Raw genomic sequence first — 20,072 nt, forward strand, 5'->3', positions numbered from 1 at the left:
GTTAATTTATGGTAATAAATTCAGGAATCTGGATAAAGTGTTGTACCTTCCATAAAAACACAGACTTATGAGAAAAAAAACGCTACTGTTCATGACGTGTTTGTCATCACTCACTTTTGGACAAACAAATCATCAGGTCGATGCCCAGGCGATGTCCTGGTCACCCAATGATCTGACTATTGAGGTCGGAGATTCTGTTACATGGATCAATAACAACAACGGAACGCATAATGTCAACGGGACAACTGCGACATATCCGTCCAATCCCGAGTCTTTTTCGATGCTCACATCGGGTTCGAACTGGACCTTCGGAAAACGCTTTAATGTTCCCGGAATCTATATGTATCGCTGCGATATTCACTCGTCTATGATGACCGGAAAAGTAACGGTTGTGGATCCGAGCCTGGGTCTCGACAACATCCAAACCGCTTCGGGAATCATTTTTGGCCCGAATCCGGCGGGAGATCAGATTACCATCCAGGCAAATACAACGGATTTCACTGTTTCGATCTACGATATGGTCGGACATTGTATGATCTCGCAACGGATGGTGGGGCAAACGCACTTAAGTGTGGCATCATTGAACCCGGGAACGTATTTGGTAGAAATTAATGTGGAAGGAAAACGAGTGCTGGAACGGTTGATGAAAAACTGATCCTGGCTTGTTTGGTACGGAAATCCCATCGGTCAGTCTGAAACAGTATCCCTGTCAAAAACTGGCTGACGGGATTTCTTTGTTTTTTACCGTTCAGAAAAGTGATGATACCTTTCACACATTACTTCTCTTATTTTAACCTATTTTTCATCTTCCTTCCGGATTAACCCTGAATTGTGTCTATTTTTGCATCAACAATTTTTAAGGGATCATGGATACTAAAAACGAACTTTCGACACCGCAGGTTTCCAAATTGGCGGAACACATTATCGGTTCTGAAATCATCAAACTGGCTGCCGAAGTCAATGAGAAGATCAAGCAGGGAGAGAAAGTATACAATTTGACTATCGGAGACTTTAATCCGAAAGTTTTTCCCATTCCTGCTGAGCTGAAGCAGTACATTCAGGAAGCTTACGAAGATGATCAGACGAACTATCCTGCTGCAGACGGAATGCTGGAATTGCGCCAGGCGATTTCTCAATTGCTTGCCAAAAGAGGAAACCTGAATTATGCGGCTGATGAAATCGTCGTTACCGGAGGAGCCCGTCCTGCAATTTATGCTATTTTCAAGGCTATTGTGGATCCGGGAGACGCGGTTATTTTCCCTGTTCCTTCCTGGAATAACAATCATTACACGTATTTGAACAACGCCCGCCCGATTTTGATCGAAACGAGCGTTGAGAATAATTTCATGCCACGCGCGTCGGAAATTGCACCATTCCTTCCGGAAGCGAGTTTGTTGGCGTTGTGTTCACCGCTGAATCCGACGGGAACCGTTTTCTCGAAAGAAGACCTCACGGCAATTTGCGACCTGGTATTGGCTGAAAACAAACAGCGCGCTTTGTCAGGAGCAAAACCGCTTTATGTGATGTATGACCAGATTTACTGGCCTTTGACTCACGGTGAAATCGAACATTACAACCCGGTTTCACTGCGTCCGGAAATGCGTGAATATACCTTATTCGTAGACGGGATCTCTAAATCACTGGCTGCAACCGGAGTACGTGTGGGCTGGACGATGGGGCCGAAATTTGTGGTTAACAAAATCAAGTCTATCCTGACTCACGTTGGTGCGTGGGCTCCGAAAGCGGAACAAATGGCAACGGCAAAGTATTTAAACGAACTGAGTTTGTATGACACCTACCTGGATCATATCAAATCTGAAATCAATGCCCGTTTGCTTGGTTTCTACAACGGGTTCCGGTCGTTGAAGGCAGCAGGACACCAGGTGGATGCCATTGCTCCGGAAGCAGCGATTTACCTGACCGTTCAGTTCCAGCTTCATGGAAAGAAAACACCTTCAGGAACCGTATTACAGACAACACAAGATATTACGAAGTATATCCTCGACGAAGCGAAAGTAGCGGTTGTGCCGTTCTACGCTTTCGGATCTTCCAACGATTCCAGCTGGTACCGCTTGTCAGTGGGAACCTGCCGACTGGAAGATGTGGACGGAGTGATCTCGAATCTGAAAGCTGCATTGGAAAAATTAAGCTAAAAATAACCAGGGGAGAGGTTCTTTCGGAGCTTCTCCCTCTGGATTTAAAGTTTTGTGCTCTCTGCTTCTTTGCGGTTCTATTTAAATTTAGAACGCAAAGAATTGGGGAGTGTTGAGCGTGGTTCAGCAGGTTTTTTATCCGACCTCCATCCAACTAATCTTACCGTTTTTTCTTTCCTTAGAAAAATCACGGTTTTCATGTGAAAAAATCCCTTTGTTTCATTATTTTTTGTTTGAAAAAAAGTCTTGAAAAAGGACCGGAAATGATTTTCGTTGCAAAACTATCTGCTCATAAAGAGTCGTTTAGAATAAATTTTATTTAAATTTCACACCAGAACTATAGAATCTCTATTTCTAAACAAACTACGCTTATGAGAAAATTAACGGTCTTTTCTATGGCCTTGCTATGCGGATTTATATCCTTTTCGCAGGTCACACAATCCAAACCGCAAAAATTTGAAACCGCTCCGGAAGAGGAGAAATGTAGCCAGCATGTTCACATGCAGGAAATGAAACAAAAAGATCCGGAACGCTATGCAACGGTTTTCAGAGGAGAAACCAATGTCCCACAGGCAAAAGTCAAAACGCCGGTAACAGAAAAAGCGACAGGGATTGAATATACTGTTCCAGTCGTATTCCACATTTTGCATAACAATGGAACGGAAAATATTTCCGACGCACAGATTGCTGATGCATTGGCTATTCTGAATCGTGATTACAGAAGGCTGAATGCCGATGCAAACAACGTATATACTTCTTTCCAGGGAATGCCGACCGATGCGGAGATCAACTTCGTATTTGCAACGGTTGCACCGAACGGAGCTTGTTTTTCCGGGATTACACGTACAGTGAGTACGCAGACCACCAACGGAGGCGACGGACAGGCTCAGGTGAATGCGATCATCGCTGGAAACAACGTATACCAGGGAGTATGGCCGCACAACCGTTATTTGAACGTATACGTTTGTAAAAACCTCGGCGGTGCGGCAGGATATACCTTCTTACCGAACGGAGGTTCTGCGGCAAATGCCACCAATATGTATTACAACGGAGTTTTCCTCCTGCATAATTACTGTGGTTCAATCGGAACGTCATCCGTAACGACCAGCCGCGCACTGACACACGAAGTTGGTCACTGGTTCAACCTTTCTCACGTTTGGGGAGATGACAACAACCCGGGAGTAGCATGTGGAGACGATTATGTATCTGACACGCCGCTTACCAAAGGATATACTTCTTGTCCTACTGCTGCGAATGCGAAAATCTGTAATGCAAGTATTGTAGAAAACTACGAGAACTACATGGATTATTCCTACTGTTCCAAAATGTTTACTCCCGGACAGGTTACCCGCATGCGTAATGCGATCGTAAGTTCAACAGGAGGACGAAGCAATGTCTGGACCACTTCCAACCTGAACCTGGTGGGCGGAGGCCCGGGGACGTCACTTTGTGCGATCGATTTCAGTGCTTCCCAAACAACGATGTGTGAAGGAACAACTGTTACTTATACAGCAAATACCTCCAACGGAATTGCTTCCTATTCCTGGTCATTCCCGGGTGGAACACCAGCTACTTCAACAGCTGCGAGTCCAACGGTGACCTACGCCACAGCAGGAACTTACAACGCAAGTTTGACGGTAACTGCTACTTCGAACGGGAATACGTATTCCAAGTCAAAAACAAGCTACATTACCGTGAATTCCGGAACATCGGTGAGTTTGCCGATTTCAGAAGGCTTTGTTTCCACAACGTTCCCTCCGGCAGGTTGGACTATTCTGAATACGAACAGCAGTGCAACCTGGGCGAGAAGCACTGCGGCAGGAAAAGCACCTACGACAGGAAACTCCGTGAAATTCGATAACTACAGCGTGAATGATGCAACGGATGATGAATTGCGTCTGCCGAAACTGGATATTACAGCTTACTCCAGTGCACAATTGACCTTTGATGTGGCTTACGCACCTTACAATGCAACGTATTATGACGGACTGGAAGTATTGGTTTCTACAAACTGCGGCGGAACATTTACCTCTGTTTATTCCAAGTCATACACCACGTTGGCAACTGCAAATGCAACAACGAGTGCATTCACTCCTACAACGGCACAATGGCGATCTGAAACCATTGATCTGACTCCATACGTGGGGAATGGTTCGGTATGGATCGCATTCAGAAACATCGCCGGAAACGGAAACAACCTGTATCTGGATAACATCAACGTAACAGGTGTAAGCGGAACTCCTCCAACTCCGACAGCTTCCTTTACTTCAACAGCTACTTCTGTGTGTGCCGGACAAACGGTTACCTATACCAGTACATCGACCGGTTCGCCGACTTCTTACAGCTGGTCATTCCCGGGGGGAACTCCTTCGTCTTCGACATCTGCAAGCCAGGCGGTGACTTATTCCACTGCAGGAACATACAGTGTTTCACTGACAGCGACCAATGCGGGGGGATCCAATGTGGCGAACCAAACGAATTATATCACGGTGAATGCCTCTCCTGCGGCACCAACGATTACGGCAAGCGGCGCAACGACTTTCTGCCAGGGAGGTTCCGTTACGCTAACATCTTCTGCAAGTTCAGGCAACTCCTGGTCTAACGGAGCTACCGGATCTACTGTTTCTGTGACAGCTTCAGGAACGTATACAGTGACGCAAACCGTTGCTTCTTGTCCGTCTGCGGCTTCAAATAGCATTTCAGTGACTGTGAATCCAAGTCCTGCGGTGACTTTCGGAAGTTTACCGCTGGTTTGTGTCTACGACAGTCCGATTACTTTAACGCAGGGAAGTCCATCCGGAGGAACCTATTCCGGAACAGGAGTTTCAGGAAACCAGTTCAACCCGGCAGTTCCGGGAGTTGGTTCTACTTCGATTACGTATAATTATACTAACTCAAACGGATGTTCGGGATCTGCACAGACTACGGCAACGGTTGATCAGTGTGCATCGATCGGGGAAAATGAACTGAGCTTTATTTCCGTTTATCCGAATCCTTCTTCCGGGGTGCTGACCGTTTCTTCCGGAGATGTGAACCTGAGCGGAATCCAGGTATACAATGCCGTTGGACAACTTGTTTTCGAACTGAAAGGACTTCAGACTCTGAAGCAGGATTTGAACCTGAGCGCCATGGCAAAGGGAGTTTATACCCTTCGAATTCTGTCGGATATGGGAACCAAACATGTTCCTGTGATCCTGGAGAAATAAAGAATACCATACATGATGAAAAGGCTGATACCACTGGTGTCGGCCTTTTTTTGTTGCCGGAAATGACCGGATGACCGTGGCTTATTCCTGTACGGAAAATCGCAACTGGGTGAAATCGGTTGGCGTAATTCCGTTTTCAAGTGTTATGCATACCTAGCAAATTTGTCCCGAAACTTAAAATTGAAACCATGAAAAAAGTATTCATAGTTTGTTTGGGGCTTTGCGCTTTTCAAACAATGGCCCAGGTAGCCCAACTACCTTCAATGGTCATCGCCGGAATTGAAGTCAGGAACATTTCATCCAATGAAGACATCCTTCGCTCCGTCATCTATAAAAGCCTGGTAAACTCCAAAAAGTATGTGGTCAACGACCGGTATGATGTTGCTGAAAAACTGGGTAGCAAGAAAATGGAAGAATGCATGGGAAAAGAATGCCTCGGGAAAGTGGGGACACAGTTGAGCGCAGATTTTGCCATGAGTGCCAGCTACGAAGGTTTGGGAGACCGGATTTTGATCGCGATGAAGATTGTGAATGTGAAAACCGGGGAAATTGAACGAAACGAGATTGAACAATTTGAAAACCAGCCGCGCGAATTGAATCGGATGACGGATATCATGATCTACAAACTCCTGAAAATGGACGTGGATTTCTCGGTCTATAAAGCCTTGTTTTTCAAAGACGGACCAACTGCCAGCACGGGACTGGGAAAGATGAACAATTCCGGGCCCCGGATCGGTTTTGCAGTTGCTACCGGTCAAAACGGAGAGTTCTTCACGCGAAAAGAGCGCGACGGCGGAGTTGGAACGCTTCCGGTGCTGTTCAATATCGGTTATCAGCTGGAAGTTCAGTATGCAGGAAGTGAGAAATTCAGCGGATTGTTTGAGTTTCTCGGCAATGTAGCCGGAATGGAACATGGAACACCAATTCCTTCCCTGGCAATCATGCACGGCGTGCGTTTCGGGAAAGGAGCCTGGGAAATTGCCATGGGGCCTTCGTTTACCATCAAGCGTCTGGTTTCCGGAACAACCGATTACGACGGAAGTTTCCGAACCTACCAGGAATTGTCCGATATGGGCGTTGCCAATGCAGTACATATGTCCTATTTCAACCGCCCGGATACGCGGGGTGCAACTTATTTCTCTACGAATTTCATTTTTGCTTTCGGGAAGACGTTCCGCCCGGGAGCGTTGAATGTGCCGCTGAATTTTTATGCGAGCATGAATAAGTACGGAACAACCTACGGAATTTCCTTAGGAATCAACATTACCCGTTCACGAAAATACACCTACACCAAGTAAATCACCTAAAATTCTCCCTCCCGGTATTTCGACTCCGCTCAATGACCGGGAGGAGGAGAATTTTTTCAGTTTGTTACACCTGTAAGCGGCGGGTAAAGCTCATGATTGCAGCAAGAACCATAAACAAGCCGATACATCCGACGATCAGGGCATATGTTTCCAGGTTCACGAGTACATACAGGAAGCAGTAAAGTAGCGAAATGGCAACGAGCACCGTCAAGGCAAATTTCAGCGACCGGAGAACTGACCATGCATACCAGGAAAGCAGGGTGAGGATGCTCAAACTGGCAATCAGGTAGGAGACCGCAAATCCGAATTGTTCAGAGAACGAGAGCAGGATGGCATAAAACAGGATCAGCGATAATCCGATCATGAAGTAATGAATCGGGTGAATGAGCATCTTTCCGATCAGTTCGATGAGGTAAAATATGGTGAATGTGAGTAAAATGACCAGGATTGCATACTTGACTGTCCGTTCATTCAATTGGTAGTGATCCACATTTTCCAGGAAATCGACCGAAGCCTGGTGAACCGTAATGTTGTGATCCGGCCCAAAGGTGCCTTTTTTCGCGTTTTGAGTGATGTTCAGCATATTCCAGGAACTGGTGAAGCCGGCTTTTTTCACGTCGAAGGAATCGGGATCAGGAAGCGAATTTCCCGAAAAAGAAGGATTTTTCCAGTTGGAAACCATGTTGAAGCGGTTCTTTTTTGCATGTCCCTGCAGGGTAATATTCCCGGAACCGTTTACGGAATAATGCATACTAACGTTGATTTGGGTGGTGGATTTGTCGATAGCGAATGGAGCGGTGGAGTAAAATAATTTGGAGCTGCTGGTATTGGAAAACGTTTCTTCCTCAATCTCCAGTGGTTTTCCGTTGATCATGATTTTCCCGATATCGGAAAGGCGCGTATCCGGGTAGGCGAGTAAACCGATTTGGATGCGGCTTAAATCCAGGTCAGGGTTGTTGAGAACAGGTGTAAATACGGAAGAAGAACTCACTCCGCATTGAAAAACAGGAAAATGGTAAATCCCTCGTTTCTTGGTGTTGACTTCTACCTTTAGGTTGCTGTTTTCCGTTTCGGGAGAGAAGAAGAGGTAGGAGTTTTTTTGTTCTTTTTTGAAGGGAATCCGCATGATGATCCCGGAATAATGAAAATTGTTTCCCCATTCGGAACGGATTTCGGTTTTGATCTCTTCGGCTCGTTCTTTTCGTTCTTCGATGAGCAGGATCACCCGCACCAATGGCGCTAATAGCAGCAGGGTAATGAACCCGATAAGCAGGAATCTTCCGAAAGAAGAATTCAGAAACTTCATAAAACTGCTTGTTTCCTTGCTGTCTGCCGCACCCGGGCTTTCCGGGGGCAATTTCTGTTGATTTTCCATGTTGATTGATTTAAAAGAACTTTGAATTTCAAAGTAAATGAATAAAAAAATAGCTATTTGCTTGTTTTGATTAGTTGCTCAAGCGCGGCCAGATGCTTGGCAAATGTCTGTTTCCCCAACGGAGAAGCTTCATAGGTTGTATTGGGTTTTTTCCCGATAAATTGTTTTTTGATGATGATGTATTCCGACTGTTCCAGTGCCTTGATATGGGATGCCAGGTTTCCGTCCGTCACTTCCAGCAATTCTTTCAGCCGGTTGAAGTCCACGGAGTCATTGACCATCAGTACGGACATGATTCCCAGCCGTATCCGATGATCAAAGATCTTATTGATATCCGAAATAATACTTGTCATGGTTTTTTGTAATCGTATTTCAGGTACATGAATGCGCCGTAAATGATGTGGCAGACACCGAAACCGAACATCCAAAAATACAAACCATATTGGACAAAAAGCGTATTGAGTAATCCCAAAAGGATGAAAACAAAGCCCAGGTTCCGAAGTGTTTCAAAGGAATAGCGACTGGCATTTACCAATCCGATTCCATAAAACAACAACGTGACAGGCGAAACAAGTGCGAATTCCCGTTTGCTTACCAGAATGATCGCAAACAAACCGCCAGTGATCAATGGAACCAGGAAACTCATGAGAAATAAGCGGGAAATTTTGTTCCAGATCAACTCGTGTTTTTTGCGTGCTTTTCTCATAGAAAAAAAGACTCCTGTAACGAAAGAAAAGAGCAGGATCAGAGCGGCGATGATTGTTACAAGCAGGAACTCCCGGGAATCAAAACGGATCGGATAAGCAAAATCCTTCTCCATGAAGAATACAATCCCGGAACCGATCAAAGCGTATATACCAGCCAGGATTCCTGAAAGTCCGGACAAAGACAAAAACTTCGATGATTTTTGCATCATGTTTTGAATCTCATGCAGCTGTGCCAAATATTTTTCACTATCCATAAAAAGAACTTTGAAATTCAAAGTAAAATAAAAAGAATGAATCAGGCAATATTTTTTTGGATTTTTTTAGAAATCTCCTGGTGATTGGGCTGGACATCTTGATACTACGGGGTTTTATATAGCACGCAGATCTCGCAGATCATGTTTTCAACTGGATGCAAAGAAACAGTACTATGTTCTCCTATGGATCTATGTGGTAATTAAATGCTATCTATTTTTAAGTAACATAAACAATACGCTGCACAGGGTAAAAAAATACATAGACCACAGAGCCTGCTGTTTATAAAACGTTATACAATACAACATCCCTTAGACACGGTTCTATTGTGTACTATGTTCCTATGTGGTTTATATTCCCTGCAGACTTTGTCGTGAGCTCAGCTGAAAGATTTCACGGATTCCTGCAGATAGATGATTCACCGAAAGAGCCTTTGCGTTCTTCGCGCTTTTGCGTTTGATTTAAGCCCGGAAATTGATGTGTCTTACTCCAGTTTCGTCGTAATTTCAATCGGATTGGTCAGAATTTTGTGAACCGGACAGGCATTTGCCACATTGAGCAATCGTTCGCGTTGTTTTTCGTCGAGGTTTCCGAACAACTGAATGCTGCGTTTGATGATCGTTTTGTTGGCTTTTTCATCCCGGTCGAGGTCAATTTCCAGCTTCACTTCCTGCAAATCCCAGCCTTTTTTATCGGCATACATTCTCAGTGTTGCGCTGGTACAGGCTCCAAGTGAGGCGATGAGCAGTTCTTTGGGCGAAAATCCCAGGTCTTTCCCTCCGCTTTCCAATGGTTCGTCTGCAATAACTACGTTTCCGGTCGGAGATTCGATTTCAACCCGGTAAAGTTCCTTTTTGATATTTGCTGATATGGTTGCCATATGATTTCTGTTTCGTCGATTTAGCCTGTTGTCTGAATCGTTGTCGTTCGAACTAAGATACGCATTTTTGAAGGCCAAACGAACTTTGAGAATTACCTTTTTCGTTCCTGCAACCTATTCGTAATTCGGAATTAGATCATTCGTAATTCATTATGAATGGTGTTTACACCGGTGTTTTTTCTCCGGAACGGGATCGTAACCATGCCCGCCCCAGGGATGGCAGCGGCTGATCCGGCGTGTTCCCAGCCAAAGTCCTTTGATGGGACCGTGAATTTTCAATGCTTCGATCATGTAGGCCGAACAGGTTGGTTCGTACCGGCAGGAATTCGGAAGAATAGGACTAATGACCCATTGATAAATCTTCACGGGAACAATCAGAAGGGAAACGAAAAACTGCCGGATGTATTTCATGATCATATCGGATGCAAAGTTACGTAAGAAAGCAAAGCGGATTTCGTTAATTTTACTCAACGTTTATGGATGAAATTCAAAAGAAACGAAGCAGAAGTATTGCTTTCCGGTTGGGAAACAGTTATTTGAGTCGGAAAACTGCCGGAATCCGGCGGGAAGATATGCACGGCTATACCCTGAGTGAGCAACAAAAGAAGCAGTTGAAACAGCTGGAACTGCAGGTATATCTCATTGCCGGGACTATCGGAGCCTGTGCGGTGATGATCGTTATTTTCCCGTTTCATTTCACAACATTACTGGATGCGGAGCATTTCAACGTATTCGGCTATGAATTCGATGTGGAGATGTCGTACATGCTCTACGCTGTGCTGATGATTTTCCCGGAAATCTGGTTGCTCAATATGCTGAATCTCTATGCTGTCCGGCGGATCTGTGAAATCTACCGTTTCCCTTCTTCCTCGAATAAAGACTATTCCGAACAGGTTGCCTTACTGACCGAAGCGGGATTGGAAATGCCGGCGAAGCATATGCAATTGCTGAACATCAACCCGTATGTGGGATTGACGAAATTTTCCTATTATTCCCTATTGATCGGGATGAAGTTGCGGGCAACGCTTTCCAATGTACTGATGAAATTCCTGGTGCGGCGTTTCCTCGGAAGGTATGCGCTACGTATCGTTACCGACCTGGTTGGAGTACCGATTTTTGCTTTCTGGAATGCATGGGCGAGCAGGGGAGTGATGAAAGAAACCCGCATGCGGATTGTGTCCAACGCGGCGACGGAAGATTTTTTGCGCGATTTTTCGACGGAAGAGTTGGAGTCGGTACAGGACAAATTGACGCTCCTGGTGCATTTTGTGGCGCAGCAGAAAAGACAATACAATTTCGCACTGTATTCCTTCGTAAAAGGGCTGTTGGAAAAAGTTCCGGGGTTGAACCTGAAACATCCCTTTGAAGTGAACATAGAGGAGTTGTTCGGAGCGAATCCGGACGAAAACCGGTTGGTTGCGCGTTTGCTGATCTTCGGATTACTGGTCGACGGAACCTTGTCTGTCAAAGAACGGCTCACGATCCGGAAAGTGGTTAAAGAAGAGTGGTTTCCCATGAGTATGGAAGAAATGGAAGTGGTGTTGAAGGCGTATGTAGACGGAGAAGGATTGAAGAAGTTTTGACAGTGACTTTGTAGTCGTTCAAAAGATGTAAAGAGTTCAATGCGAATCTTCTGCCCGAATCCGGAAGAAAAACGAATAAAATAAAACACATGGAATTGATTTTTTTAGTAGGAGGATTGATTGCCGGAGCAGTAGTTGCGGTACTTTTTATCCGACAGAAACATGCCGGTACTGTTGCAACGCTTGAAAACGAATTGAAAAATTCCCAGGGGCGGATCACGGAGCTGACGGCTGAACGGGAGGATTACCAAAGAGAACTGAACGACATCAGTGCTCAGAAGAATCATGCAGAAATGAAACTCGTGGAAGCAAACCTGAAAGCGGAAAGTATTGCGCGTGAATTGGCTTCTGCAACAGAAAAACAGAAGGAAGTTCAGGGAGAGCTCACGGACAAAACGAAAGAATTCAACGCCGTGAACAACGAACTGGCAGCAGCCAGAGCGGGTGTGGTATCGATGACTGAAAAACTGGAGACCCAGAAGCAGGAAATTGAAAAACTCAACGAGAAATTCAGCCTGGAATTTGAGAACATCGCGAACCGCATTTTGGAGGAGAAGACCGAAAAGTTCACTAACGCGAATAAACAAAACATCGAATCCCTGCTGAAACCGCTGGGCGAAAACCTCAACCAGTTCAAAGCAAAGGTGGAGGAAGTGTATGACAAAGAATCCAAGGAGCGATTTTCGCTCGGGCAAAAAGTGAAAGAGCTGGCGGATTTGAACCAGGTGATCAGTGAAGAAGCCAAAAACCTGACCCGCGCTTTGAAAGGAGAGTCTAAAACCCAGGGACGCTGGGGTGAAATGATCCTGGAAAGCATTTTGGAGAAATCGGGATTGGTAAAAGACCGGGAATACTTCATTGAACACCAGTTAACGGGCGAAGACGGGAAAGCCATTTTGTCGGATTCCGAAGGGAAAAAAATGCGTCCGGATGCAGTCGTCAAATACCCGGACAACCGCAGTGTCATCATCGATTCGAAAGTTTCGCTAACGGCATTTACCCGCTACCTGGACGCCGTGGATCCGGAAGAACAGAAAACACAACTGGCGGCGCATCTTGCTTCGGTGAAAGCGCATATTGTTTCATTGAGTTCCAAAGGCTATGATGATTATGACCAGGCGCTGGATTTCGTGATGTTGTTTATCCCGAGTGAACCGGCTTATATTGCGGCGATGCAGGGAGATCCCGAATTGTGGAATTTTGCTTACGACAAACGCATCTTATTGCTGAATCCAACGAACCTGATTACTTCCCTGAAATTGATTGTCGATCTGTGGAAACGTGAATATCAAAATCAGAATGCGATTGCTATCGCCGAGCGCGGTGCAAAACTCTATGACAAGTTTGTGGGGTTTGTCGATAACCTGAAAGTCGTGGGAGAGCATTTGTCGAAAGCACAAAACAAATACGATGATGCATTCAAGCAATTGTCGACCGGGAATGACAACCTGGTGTTGCAGGCTTCCAAATTGAAGAAACTGGGATTGAAACCGAAGAAAGAACTCCCGAAGGATTTGGAGAAAACGGCATCGGAAGATGAAACAGATGATTGATAAGGTGTAACCTCTGGCTTTTTCAGCGTTATACGCGAAGAATGAAACCAGGGAAATGAAAACCGGATTGTTCATTAAATCCGGGAGCTGTATTGCATCTTTCATGCACTTTGGTTAATTTGCAACATCGAAAACCCACGGCAGCAATGAAACGCAAAACTCTCCTGGCGCTCTTAGCGTGTATTCCTTTCCTATCCTTTTCGCAAAATTCCGATTGGGAACCTGAAATGATTTCCGTTACGGAAGGTTCATCCGAACATGTCATTATGGGAGCGGCGGGAATCCAGGCTGCCCAGTGGGATCAGTTGCAGCACCCGAAGTTCTGGCAGCAAATCATGATTCTTTCCCCGGATTCGGTATTGGTGAATGTGGGGTCTACCCGCCAGATTATTGCGAAAATGGCGAACAAAGACTGGCATGCACAAACGGAAGCTCAGAAAACCCTGTTTAAAGACAGTATCCGCAGTTTATTCGGTTTAAATGCCGATGAACGGATCAACGTGACAACCGGGAAAAACGATTTCTACCGCTTCGACCTGGTGTTTGAAAGTTTGCCACAGGGAGTTTCTGCCTTTGAACAATTCGGGGTAGATCCGTGGTATGCACAATCCATTTTGCTGATCGAAAGCCCGGGAAGAATGCAGAAATCGTCTGTCGGTGCTTACGGCCCGTTCCAGCTGATGCCGGGAGTGGCGCGTTCCATGGGATTGACGGTTAACCGCACGGTAGACGAACGCAAGGATTTCATGCGTTCGGCATACGCGGCATCCCAATTATTGAAGCGTATTTGTATTCCATCGGCAAGAGGAATTGCCGAAGGCGCAGGATTAACGGTTGATGAACATGCAATCTGGTTCCGCCTGCTGACCATGCACGTATACCACGCGGGAGCATTGAATGTGAAAGCGGTCGTGAATGCAATCGGGCAGGTGGCAAGCGGGGAAGAACTCATTCAGAAAATGTGGGTAACCAGTGCAGCGAGCTTCGGCAATGCTTCTCAAAACTATTCGCAGCTGGCTTTGGCGGCACACATTCAGCTGGCTAAAATGCTTTCGGAAAAATCTGCTTCCATTTATCAGTGCAGTGCGGCATGGAACATGGATTGAGACAATCCTCACCAGGGAATGCAGTAAGGATTGCCATATGAGTTATTATTAGAATTCAAAAATGACTCCCAGTGTCGGAGTGACTGTTGCAGATTCATTTTTCAGGATCACAGGAATACCATTTGAACCGTCTGCTTTCAATGGCTGCCCATCTGTGGTGACGAAACCACTGTTGTCTTCAGTTCGTTTGAAGGTGTAATAGGGTGTTCCCTGCTGCTTGGTTCCCAATATGTTTTGGACGTCAATAAAAAAGATGACACTTGTTTTCCTGAAGTTCCAGGTTTTGTCAATCCGCAAATCCAGCTGACTGTATGTTTTCAATCGTTCCGAATTCGGATTGGAATAATCCAGGACTCCGTTTCCGGTTACCGGATAAGCTTGCTGAGAAGCTGCCAGGTTGTAAGGAGTGTAAGGAACACCTCCTGCCAGGCGGTATTTCAGCCCAAGCTGCCAGCTTTTTTTGAATTTATAACCCAGTGTTCCGGAGAGCAGGTGCTGGTTGTCCCAGGCAGAAGGAAGCAGGATGCCGTTTAAGCCGGAAAATTTACTTCTCACATAGGTGTAACTCACGAAATAGAAGATTTTTTTGACCATTTTTTGCTGGATAAAGACTTCGAAACCGATTGCACGTCCTTTTCCGCTGCTTTGAACGGCTTCATTCCCTACCGCTCCGAATTCCTGCCCCTGGTTGGCCAGGGAGATGCCATTTTTCAGTGACACAGTATAGTTGGAGTACTCTTTGTAGAATCCTTCCAGGGTAATGCGCAGGGCTTCGTTTGGCAAAAATTGTCCTCCGAATACATAATGAGTGGAACGGATGTAATCCACGGACTTGTTTACCAGTTGATTGCTGCTGTCGCGGTAGCCCAAAACAGTGTAAGTCGGTATTTTGTAGTAAATGCCCACACTTCCGGTTAACTCGAATTTCGGAGTCAGGTGAACAGCTGCGGAGAGGCGAGGAGAAAGTGTTGAAAGCGGGTTTAATCCGTTTTGGGTAAACGTGTTGATGTCGGAGCGGATTCCGGCTGAAACCAGAAGTTTGTCAGAAAAGAATGTTTTTGAAACCTGACCGAAGGCTCCAAATTTGAAGAATTCGATAGCACTTTTGAACCTGATTTCTGTTGCGGGAATCGCGGTGTTTCCATTGGAATCAAGGACTGCACTGCTGAGTTTGGAATACAGGTCGGTATTGTATTTGACATATTGTCCGGAAATTCCGTAGGAATATTTCCAGCCGTTGACATATTTGTTGACATCTGCCCGGAATTTGTTTTCAATTTCCTGTGACTGGAGTTTCAGGTTGCGGTATGCTTCGTCATCATTTCTGGCATCTTCAAACTGATCCAGGCGGTTGTTAAACATATTCCGGCTCAATGCCAGATTGATATAGCCTTTTTTGATCAGTCTTTTCAGTGTGACACCGGTGGTATAGCTCCATTGATTGATAAACGGGAGGGAGCGGCGGAAGTATTCGTTTTCCGGGCTTGCTTTCCGGGTCGCACCGAAGTTAAAACGATCGATGGATCCCAAACCGATGAATGTGAGCGTCGTTTTTTCATTGAGCTTTGTGGATGTCTTGAGCTGGTAATCCTGGTAGCGCGGCCGGATAGGGAGGTCGATCAGGGTGAAGAGCAGGTCGAGGTAGGAAAAACGTCCTGCGGCAAGGAAATCCGTTTTTTTACCCAGCGGTCCTTCCAGTGTTAAAGCCGTTTCCGTCAAGCTGGCCCGCGCATTTCCCGAAAATTTCGATCGGTTTCCCTGGCGCTGTTTGATAACGAAGGTAGAGGCCAGTGCATTGTCGTAACGTGCATCAAAGGCCGAAGAGGAAAGTTTTAGTTCTTCAATGAATGAGACATTGACGATTCCTTGTGCGCCTCCGGAACTTCCCTGCGTCTGGAAGTGATTCAGAACGGGGATTTCAATACCGTCGAGGTAGTAGACGTTTTCATTCGGAGCACCGCCCCGGATAATGATGTCGTTTCTGGCTGCTCCGCCGGTTGCTCCTCCCACACCGGGAAGGGATTGTACGACTTTTGATACATCGTAGTTACCGCCGGGGTTACTTTTGATTTCTTCCGTTGTCAATCGTTGAACAGAAAGCGGAGTAACCATATCGGTGGCATCGGCGCGGGTGGCGTTGGAGTTTGAAATCACCACTTCATCAATTGCTGTTTCAGCCGGAACCGTTTCAAAGTTGACAATCTGGGCGTTACCGGAAGTGACTGAAATATTGTATTTCGTGATGTTTTCATAGGTTGCGATGCTGAAACTTACGTTGTAGGTTCCGGTGGGAACTTCCAGCCTGTAATTCCCATCTGTATCGGTTCGTGTAGCAAAGGAGGTACCTACTACCCGGACGATTCCGTCGATGAGAGCTTCCTGAGTATTTTTATCCCGGGCAACTCCCTGGATGATTCCGGTTGTTTGAGCGGTCGCATGCAGTTGGTGAAGCAGTAATACTAAAAAGAGTAGAACCGTTTTTTTCATATGTTTTCGTATTATTAACCGCTAAATTAATACGTTTTTGTATTAAAAAGCAATTGGATAATACATTTTTGTATGAATTATTGTAATTTCGTAGGAATAATGCGGTGAAGATGGAAAGTACGTTGGTTCAGATAATCATGCAATATGAAGCATATCAGGCTGAAATAAAAACGGATATGCAAGAGGATTCCCTGGCGGGTTTTCTTTTGTTCATGAACAAGCGTTTGGGAAAATTAGGAGACAATGGTCTTGATTTCGGACGTTCTTCCTGGAGTAATTTTAATCGTCAGACCTTGATTGAAATTGCGGGGGCTTATGTTGGGATGATGGGACGTTACATCGATCATTATGCCAAAAAGTCTATGCCCAAGACTCCCATTACCTCCCTGGAAGAGTTTACTTACCTCATTGTTTTGCTCCAGGAAAAAAGCATGACGAAAACAGAGCTGATTCACCGGAATGCACACCAAATTACCACCGGGACTGAAATCATCAAACGATTATTTACCAAGGGATATGTGGATCAGGAACAAGATCCGAATGACAAAAGAAGCATCCGCGTATCGCTTACAGATGCAGGAAAAGGAGCGCTTTATGCTTCTTCGGAAATGACCAAATCATTGTCTACCCTGGCAACGGGTATTTTGAGTGATGATGAGTTGTTGTTTTTGGTCAGTACTTTGCGCAAATTGGATGATTTTCATAAAAAGATTTTCCAGGAATCCAGACAGTTGGACACTCAGGAATTGGTAGCTAAATACCTTTGATAACCGTGAAAAAATAAATCCCGGCTATACCGGGATCAGGATTTATTCTTTGCTGTCTTTGACAAAGAGAATACTCAGTGAATTGACACAGTGACGTGTGTCTTTCGGGGTAAACTGTTCGCCGATAAATACATGTCCCAGATGTCCTTCACAATTGGCACAAATGATCTCAATGCGTCGTCCGTCCGGATCGGGAATGCGTTTCACATTGTTTTCAATCTCATCGTCGAAAGACGGCCAGCCGCATCCCGAATCGAATTTATCTGAACTTCTGTATAACGGTGCTTCGCAGCGTCGGCATACGAAGATTCCTTGTTCTGCCCATTTATTGTATTGACCTGTGAAAGGGTATTCTGTTCCTTTGCGTACAATGATGCGTTCTTCTTCGGGCGTTAATTTGTTCCAGTCTTTTGCTTCTTTTTTCATAGTTCTTTTTGACAGATACAAGATACGAAAAAAGGTGCAAAAAAAGAGGCTATCGTTTCCGATAACCTCTCATAAAAATGCTTAATTCACCGAATCACACTCCCATGGAGTCGATCTTGCTCATAATCTGTTTTGCGTAGAAATCCGTCGCCTGTTTCAGGATGTTCACTTGTTTGTTTTTCGCTGCAATGACCATTTTGGAACCGTCGCGGTTCACATTGATCGTGACATATTGCAGGATTTCAATGACTTTCGCTTCGTCTTCCAGTTCCATGCTTGCCACGTCCATTTTTTCAAATGCAATGAACATTGAGAAGCTGTCTTCCCCGAAATTTTTCACGTAGGAAGGAAGGTTCAGCTTTCCGAAATTGCTGCTTCCGCTTGAAACAAAAATCCCCTGTTTGTTGGATTTAAGGCGCAATGTTCCCATGGTGTAAGTATCGCCTTGTTTTGTTCCGAAGGCTCCGAACTGCTCTTCGACCATTTTTTGAAGAATGTCTCCTTTGGGCCCTAAACCAAGGAAGCTGCTATATTCCAGTTCCATTCCCATGGTTGATTTTGGATCGCCGTTCATGATGGCTCCTGCTTGCCCGGAAAACAGTTTGGAGAACGGATTTTCACCCAAAGCCAGCAGTGCAAATTTCGCTTCGTTCGGAAGTCCGCCCATCAGTCTCTTTTTCGCATCCGGCAGGTAATTTGTCAGGAAATCTTCTCCTTTTCTCAAATCCAGGTTCATTGCAACGCCCATCCACGGGGTTCCACCGCCCAATTTGCTCACCAGGGTATTCCCGTTTTTATCTTTGAAAAACAGTTTGTCTTTCAATTCTTCTGAGAATAAGTTGGTAGATTGGATCACCGCCTCACCGTTTTTGAAATCTGCAACGGTTTTAATGAAGGCATTCTCTACCAATCCTTCCAATTCTTCTTTCTTGTCGGATGGTAATTTTGCCAGTTCGGTATTGGATGTGTTCAGCAAACGTGAAACATCAACCCCGGAAACGATATCACCGCTTTGTTCCACGATGTCGTTTGCCGTTCCTTCGGAAAGATCACCTTCTGTGAGTTCAAACGTTTCCTTGATTTTTGCTTTCCCGTCGTAATCTCCCGGTTTGCTGATGATGATAAAAAGTTTGTTACGGATTCCGAAGGTCACATCATCTTCCTGGTGGAAAGAAATGTCTCCGTCTTTTTCCAGGTCGTATCCCATTTCGCTGATGATGGAGGACAGACTGTCCTGGTTTTTGATGTTGATGATCGCGTAAACCGTTTCAGGAGTTGCATCGTGTCCAAAAGGAGCTTCCAATGCATAGTAGATCGGTTTGTCGATCTCGAGGCCCTTTTTCCAGTTGCTCAACACGCTTCCCAGAATGGTATTTACCTTCGGAATGTGTTTGTAGCCCGTATTGTCGAGGATATTCATTGCTCCCACGTGACCGAAAACCACGATATTTTCATTTCCGTGGATCAATGCCGAAGTGGCTTCTGCCGCATCGCGCTCTTTGGAATCGGATGAACAGGAGCTGAATAGTAAAATACCACTAAAAGCAAAAATGCTGACTATTAGTGTTTTATTGTATTTTTTCATAGGTAAATTTTTGTTTCGAAATGAGATTCAAATGTAGACTTTCTTTTTAATTTCGAAGTTCAGAATTGCAATTTTTATTCCAAAATTAAAACGCTGATTTCGTGCATTTTATCGAGCCATATTTCAATTGGAGACATTTATACATCGCCTCGGAAGATTCCCTTTCTCCCTTTTACGACCGGGAGTACAGTGAATTTGAGTTTACAGACCGGATTTACAATTTCCTGATTCATCCGCAGTGGGATAATATCGGGTCGCGCACCTTGTTTGCCAAAATTCTTTTTGTGGACTACGATGAAGGCTTTGCGATTATAGAGTTTATCGGCGAGTGGAATGATGCGATTGAAAACGATATCATGACGCTCAAGCGCAACGTGATTGAGGAAATCATGGGACACGGAATCAATAAATTTATCCTGATTGGGGAAAACGTATTGAATTTCCACTATTCAGATGATTGCTATTACGAAGAATGGTTTGATGAAGTGGAAGACGGCTGGATTGCGTTGGTGAATTTTCACGATCATGTGATCAGCGAACTGGAAAAAGCACGGGTAGACCATTATTTCGTGATGGGAGGTGATTTGGAAGATATCGAATGGCGAACAAGCACGCCGTCACAGTTTTATGAACGTGTAGACGAATTGGTTCAGCGCAGAATCGGATAATAGAAAGTGAAAATTGA

17 protein-coding genes are annotated in these 20,072 nt (G+C 45.1%); 9 read left to right on the forward strand and 8 right to left on the reverse strand.

The annotated features are described in order from the left end of the window. The first annotated feature begins 67 nt into the window (after positions 1-67). The 4 genes from ABDV94_RS15500 to ABDV94_RS15515 all read left to right on the forward strand — a co-directional run bounded on the left by ABDV94_RS15500 (position 68) and on the right by ABDV94_RS15515 (position 6,657). The gene (locus ABDV94_RS15500; RefSeq protein WP_343748118.1) at positions 68-655 is read left to right on the forward strand and encodes a plastocyanin/azurin family copper-binding protein; all 588 of its coding nucleotides are present in this window, start codon (positions 68-70) and stop codon (positions 653-655) included. Positions 656-866: 211 nt separating this feature from the next. Continuing rightward, entirely contained in the window at positions 867-2,153 is a 1,287-nt protein-coding gene (locus ABDV94_RS15505) for an aminotransferase class I/II-fold pyridoxal phosphate-dependent enzyme (RefSeq protein WP_343748119.1), read from the forward strand. Positions 2,154-2,524: 371 nt separating this feature from the next. Next, entirely contained in the window at positions 2,525-5,359 is a 2,835-nt protein-coding gene (locus ABDV94_RS15510) for a M43 family zinc metalloprotease (RefSeq protein ID WP_343748120.1), read from the forward strand. 188 nt (positions 5,360-5,547) lie between these two features. Beyond that, the gene (locus ABDV94_RS15515) at positions 5,548-6,657 is read left to right on the forward strand and encodes a hypothetical protein (RefSeq protein ID WP_343748121.1); all 1,110 of its coding nucleotides are present in this window, start codon (positions 5,548-5,550) and stop codon (positions 6,655-6,657) included. Between the two features lie 73 nt (positions 6,658-6,730). Here the strand turns inward: ABDV94_RS15515 and creD are convergent, their stop codons facing one another. The 5 genes from creD to yidD form a co-directional block, all read right to left on the reverse strand. Next, on the reverse strand, positions 6,731-8,041 hold the full coding sequence (gene creD, locus ABDV94_RS15520; RefSeq protein ID WP_343748122.1) for a cell envelope integrity protein CreD: 1,311 nt from the start codon (positions 8,039-8,041) through the stop codon (positions 6,731-6,733). Between the two features lie 53 nt (positions 8,042-8,094). After that, positions 8,095-8,394, reverse strand: a complete 300-nt coding sequence (locus tag ABDV94_RS15525; protein ID WP_343748123.1) for a transcriptional regulator — start codon at positions 8,392-8,394, stop codon at positions 8,095-8,097. Next, the gene (locus tag ABDV94_RS15530) at positions 8,391-9,002 is read right to left on the reverse strand and encodes a hypothetical protein (RefSeq protein ID WP_343748124.1); all 612 of its coding nucleotides are present in this window, start codon (positions 9,000-9,002) and stop codon (positions 8,391-8,393) included. The genes ABDV94_RS15525 and ABDV94_RS15530 overlap by 4 nt, the downstream gene beginning before the upstream one ends. Positions 9,003-9,484: 482 nt before the next feature. Further along, positions 9,485-9,880, reverse strand: a complete 396-nt coding sequence (locus ABDV94_RS15535) for an OsmC family protein (protein ID WP_343748125.1) — start codon at positions 9,878-9,880, stop codon at positions 9,485-9,487. Between the two features lie 150 nt (positions 9,881-10,030). Next, on the reverse strand, positions 10,031-10,291 hold the full coding sequence (gene yidD / locus ABDV94_RS15540) for a membrane protein insertion efficiency factor YidD (RefSeq protein ID WP_343748201.1): 261 nt from the start codon (positions 10,289-10,291) through the stop codon (positions 10,031-10,033). A 65-nt stretch (positions 10,292-10,356) separates the two neighbouring features. Here yidD and ABDV94_RS15545 point away from each other — a divergent pair, with 65 nt between their 5' ends. From ABDV94_RS15545 to ABDV94_RS15555, 3 genes are all read left to right on the forward strand, one after another. Continuing rightward, positions 10,357-11,463, forward strand: coding sequence for a hypothetical protein (locus ABDV94_RS15545; protein WP_343748126.1), 1,107 nt, complete (start codon positions 10,357-10,359; stop codon positions 11,461-11,463). Between the two features lie 89 nt (positions 11,464-11,552). Next, positions 11,553-13,016, forward strand: coding sequence for a DNA recombination protein RmuC (gene rmuC / locus ABDV94_RS15550; RefSeq protein ID WP_343748127.1), 1,464 nt, complete (start codon positions 11,553-11,555; stop codon positions 13,014-13,016). A gap of 146 nt (positions 13,017-13,162) precedes the next feature. Further along, complete coding sequence (locus tag ABDV94_RS15555) at positions 13,163-14,122, forward strand: transglycosylase SLT domain-containing protein (protein ID WP_343748128.1); 960 nt, start codon at positions 13,163-13,165, stop codon at positions 14,120-14,122. Positions 14,123-14,170: 48 nt separating this feature from the next. On the opposite strand, the gene ABDV94_RS15560 is transcribed toward ABDV94_RS15555, so the two are convergent. After that, on the reverse strand, positions 14,171-16,609 hold the full coding sequence (locus ABDV94_RS15560) for a carboxypeptidase-like regulatory domain-containing protein (protein WP_343748129.1): 2,439 nt from the start codon (positions 16,607-16,609) through the stop codon (positions 14,171-14,173). A 137-nt stretch (positions 16,610-16,746) separates the two neighbouring features. On the opposite strand from ABDV94_RS15560, the gene ABDV94_RS15565 reads away from it, so the two are divergent. Beyond that, the gene (locus ABDV94_RS15565; RefSeq protein ID WP_343748130.1) at positions 16,747-17,376 is read left to right on the forward strand and encodes a MarR family winged helix-turn-helix transcriptional regulator; all 630 of its coding nucleotides are present in this window, start codon (positions 16,747-16,749) and stop codon (positions 17,374-17,376) included. A 42-nt stretch (positions 17,377-17,418) separates the two neighbouring features. Here ABDV94_RS15565 and ABDV94_RS15570 read toward each other — a convergent pair whose 3' ends face one another. Beyond that, positions 17,419-17,802 carry a methionine-R-sulfoxide reductase gene (locus ABDV94_RS15570; protein ID WP_343748131.1) on the reverse strand — a complete coding sequence of 128 codons (384 nt, stop codon included), beginning with the start codon at positions 17,800-17,802 and terminating at the stop codon, positions 17,419-17,421. 94 nt (positions 17,803-17,896) lie between these two features. Further along, positions 17,897-19,387 carry a hypothetical protein gene (locus ABDV94_RS15575; protein ID WP_343748132.1) on the reverse strand — a complete coding sequence of 497 codons (1,491 nt, stop codon included), beginning with the start codon at positions 19,385-19,387 and terminating at the stop codon, positions 17,897-17,899. A gap of 101 nt (positions 19,388-19,488) precedes the next feature. Between ABDV94_RS15575 and ABDV94_RS15580 the strand changes: the two genes are divergently transcribed. Continuing rightward, positions 19,489-20,055, forward strand: a complete 567-nt coding sequence (locus tag ABDV94_RS15580; protein WP_343748133.1) for a hypothetical protein — start codon at positions 19,489-19,491, stop codon at positions 20,053-20,055. The last annotated feature ends 17 nt before the right edge of the window (positions 20,056-20,072 follow it).

Origin of the sequence: Fluviicola sp., from assembly GCF_039596355.1 — a bacterium.
In the GTDB taxonomy this organism is placed as follows: domain Bacteria; phylum Bacteroidota; class Bacteroidia; order Flavobacteriales_D; family Crocinitomicaceae; genus Fluviicola.

Excerpts from the sequence above, each read along its gene's own strand:
- ABDV94_RS15575 (WP_343748132.1), bottom strand. The coding sequence starts at position 19,387 with ATGAAAAAATACAATAAAACACTAATAGTCAGCATTTTTGCTTTTAGT.
- ABDV94_RS15530 (WP_343748124.1), bottom strand. The coding sequence starts at position 9,002 with ATGGATAGTGAAAAATATTTGGCACAGCTGCATGAGATTCAAAACATG.
- ABDV94_RS15560 (WP_343748129.1), bottom strand. The coding sequence starts at position 16,609 with ATGAAAAAAACGGTTCTACTCTTTTTAGTATTACTGCTTCACCAACTG.
- ABDV94_RS15535 (WP_343748125.1), bottom strand. The coding sequence starts at position 9,880 with ATGGCAACCATATCAGCAAATATCAAAAAGGAACTTTACCGGGTTGAA.
- ABDV94_RS15565 (WP_343748130.1), top strand. The coding sequence starts at position 16,747 with ATGCAATATGAAGCATATCAGGCTGAAATAAAAACGGATATGCAAGAG.
- ABDV94_RS15545 (WP_343748126.1), top strand. The coding sequence starts at position 10,357 with ATGGATGAAATTCAAAAGAAACGAAGCAGAAGTATTGCTTTCCGGTTG.
- creD (WP_343748122.1), bottom strand. The coding sequence starts at position 8,041 with ATGGAAAATCAACAGAAATTGCCCCCGGAAAGCCCGGGTGCGGCAGAC.
- ABDV94_RS15505 (WP_343748119.1), top strand. The coding sequence starts at position 867 with ATGGATACTAAAAACGAACTTTCGACACCGCAGGTTTCCAAATTGGCG.
- ABDV94_RS15570 (WP_343748131.1), bottom strand. The coding sequence starts at position 17,802 with ATGAAAAAAGAAGCAAAAGACTGGAACAAATTAACGCCCGAAGAAGAA.
- ABDV94_RS15515 (WP_343748121.1), top strand. The coding sequence starts at position 5,548 with ATGAAAAAAGTATTCATAGTTTGTTTGGGGCTTTGCGCTTTTCAAACA.
- ABDV94_RS15510 (WP_343748120.1), top strand. The coding sequence starts at position 2,525 with ATGAGAAAATTAACGGTCTTTTCTATGGCCTTGCTATGCGGATTTATA.
- rmuC (WP_343748127.1), top strand. The coding sequence starts at position 11,553 with ATGGAATTGATTTTTTTAGTAGGAGGATTGATTGCCGGAGCAGTAGTT.
- ABDV94_RS15555 (WP_343748128.1), top strand. The coding sequence starts at position 13,163 with ATGAAACGCAAAACTCTCCTGGCGCTCTTAGCGTGTATTCCTTTCCTA.
- yidD (WP_343748201.1), bottom strand. The coding sequence starts at position 10,291 with ATGAAATACATCCGGCAGTTTTTCGTTTCCCTTCTGATTGTTCCCGTG.
- ABDV94_RS15500 (WP_343748118.1), top strand. The coding sequence starts at position 68 with ATGAGAAAAAAAACGCTACTGTTCATGACGTGTTTGTCATCACTCACT.
- ABDV94_RS15525 (WP_343748123.1), bottom strand. The coding sequence starts at position 8,394 with ATGACAAGTATTATTTCGGATATCAATAAGATCTTTGATCATCGGATA.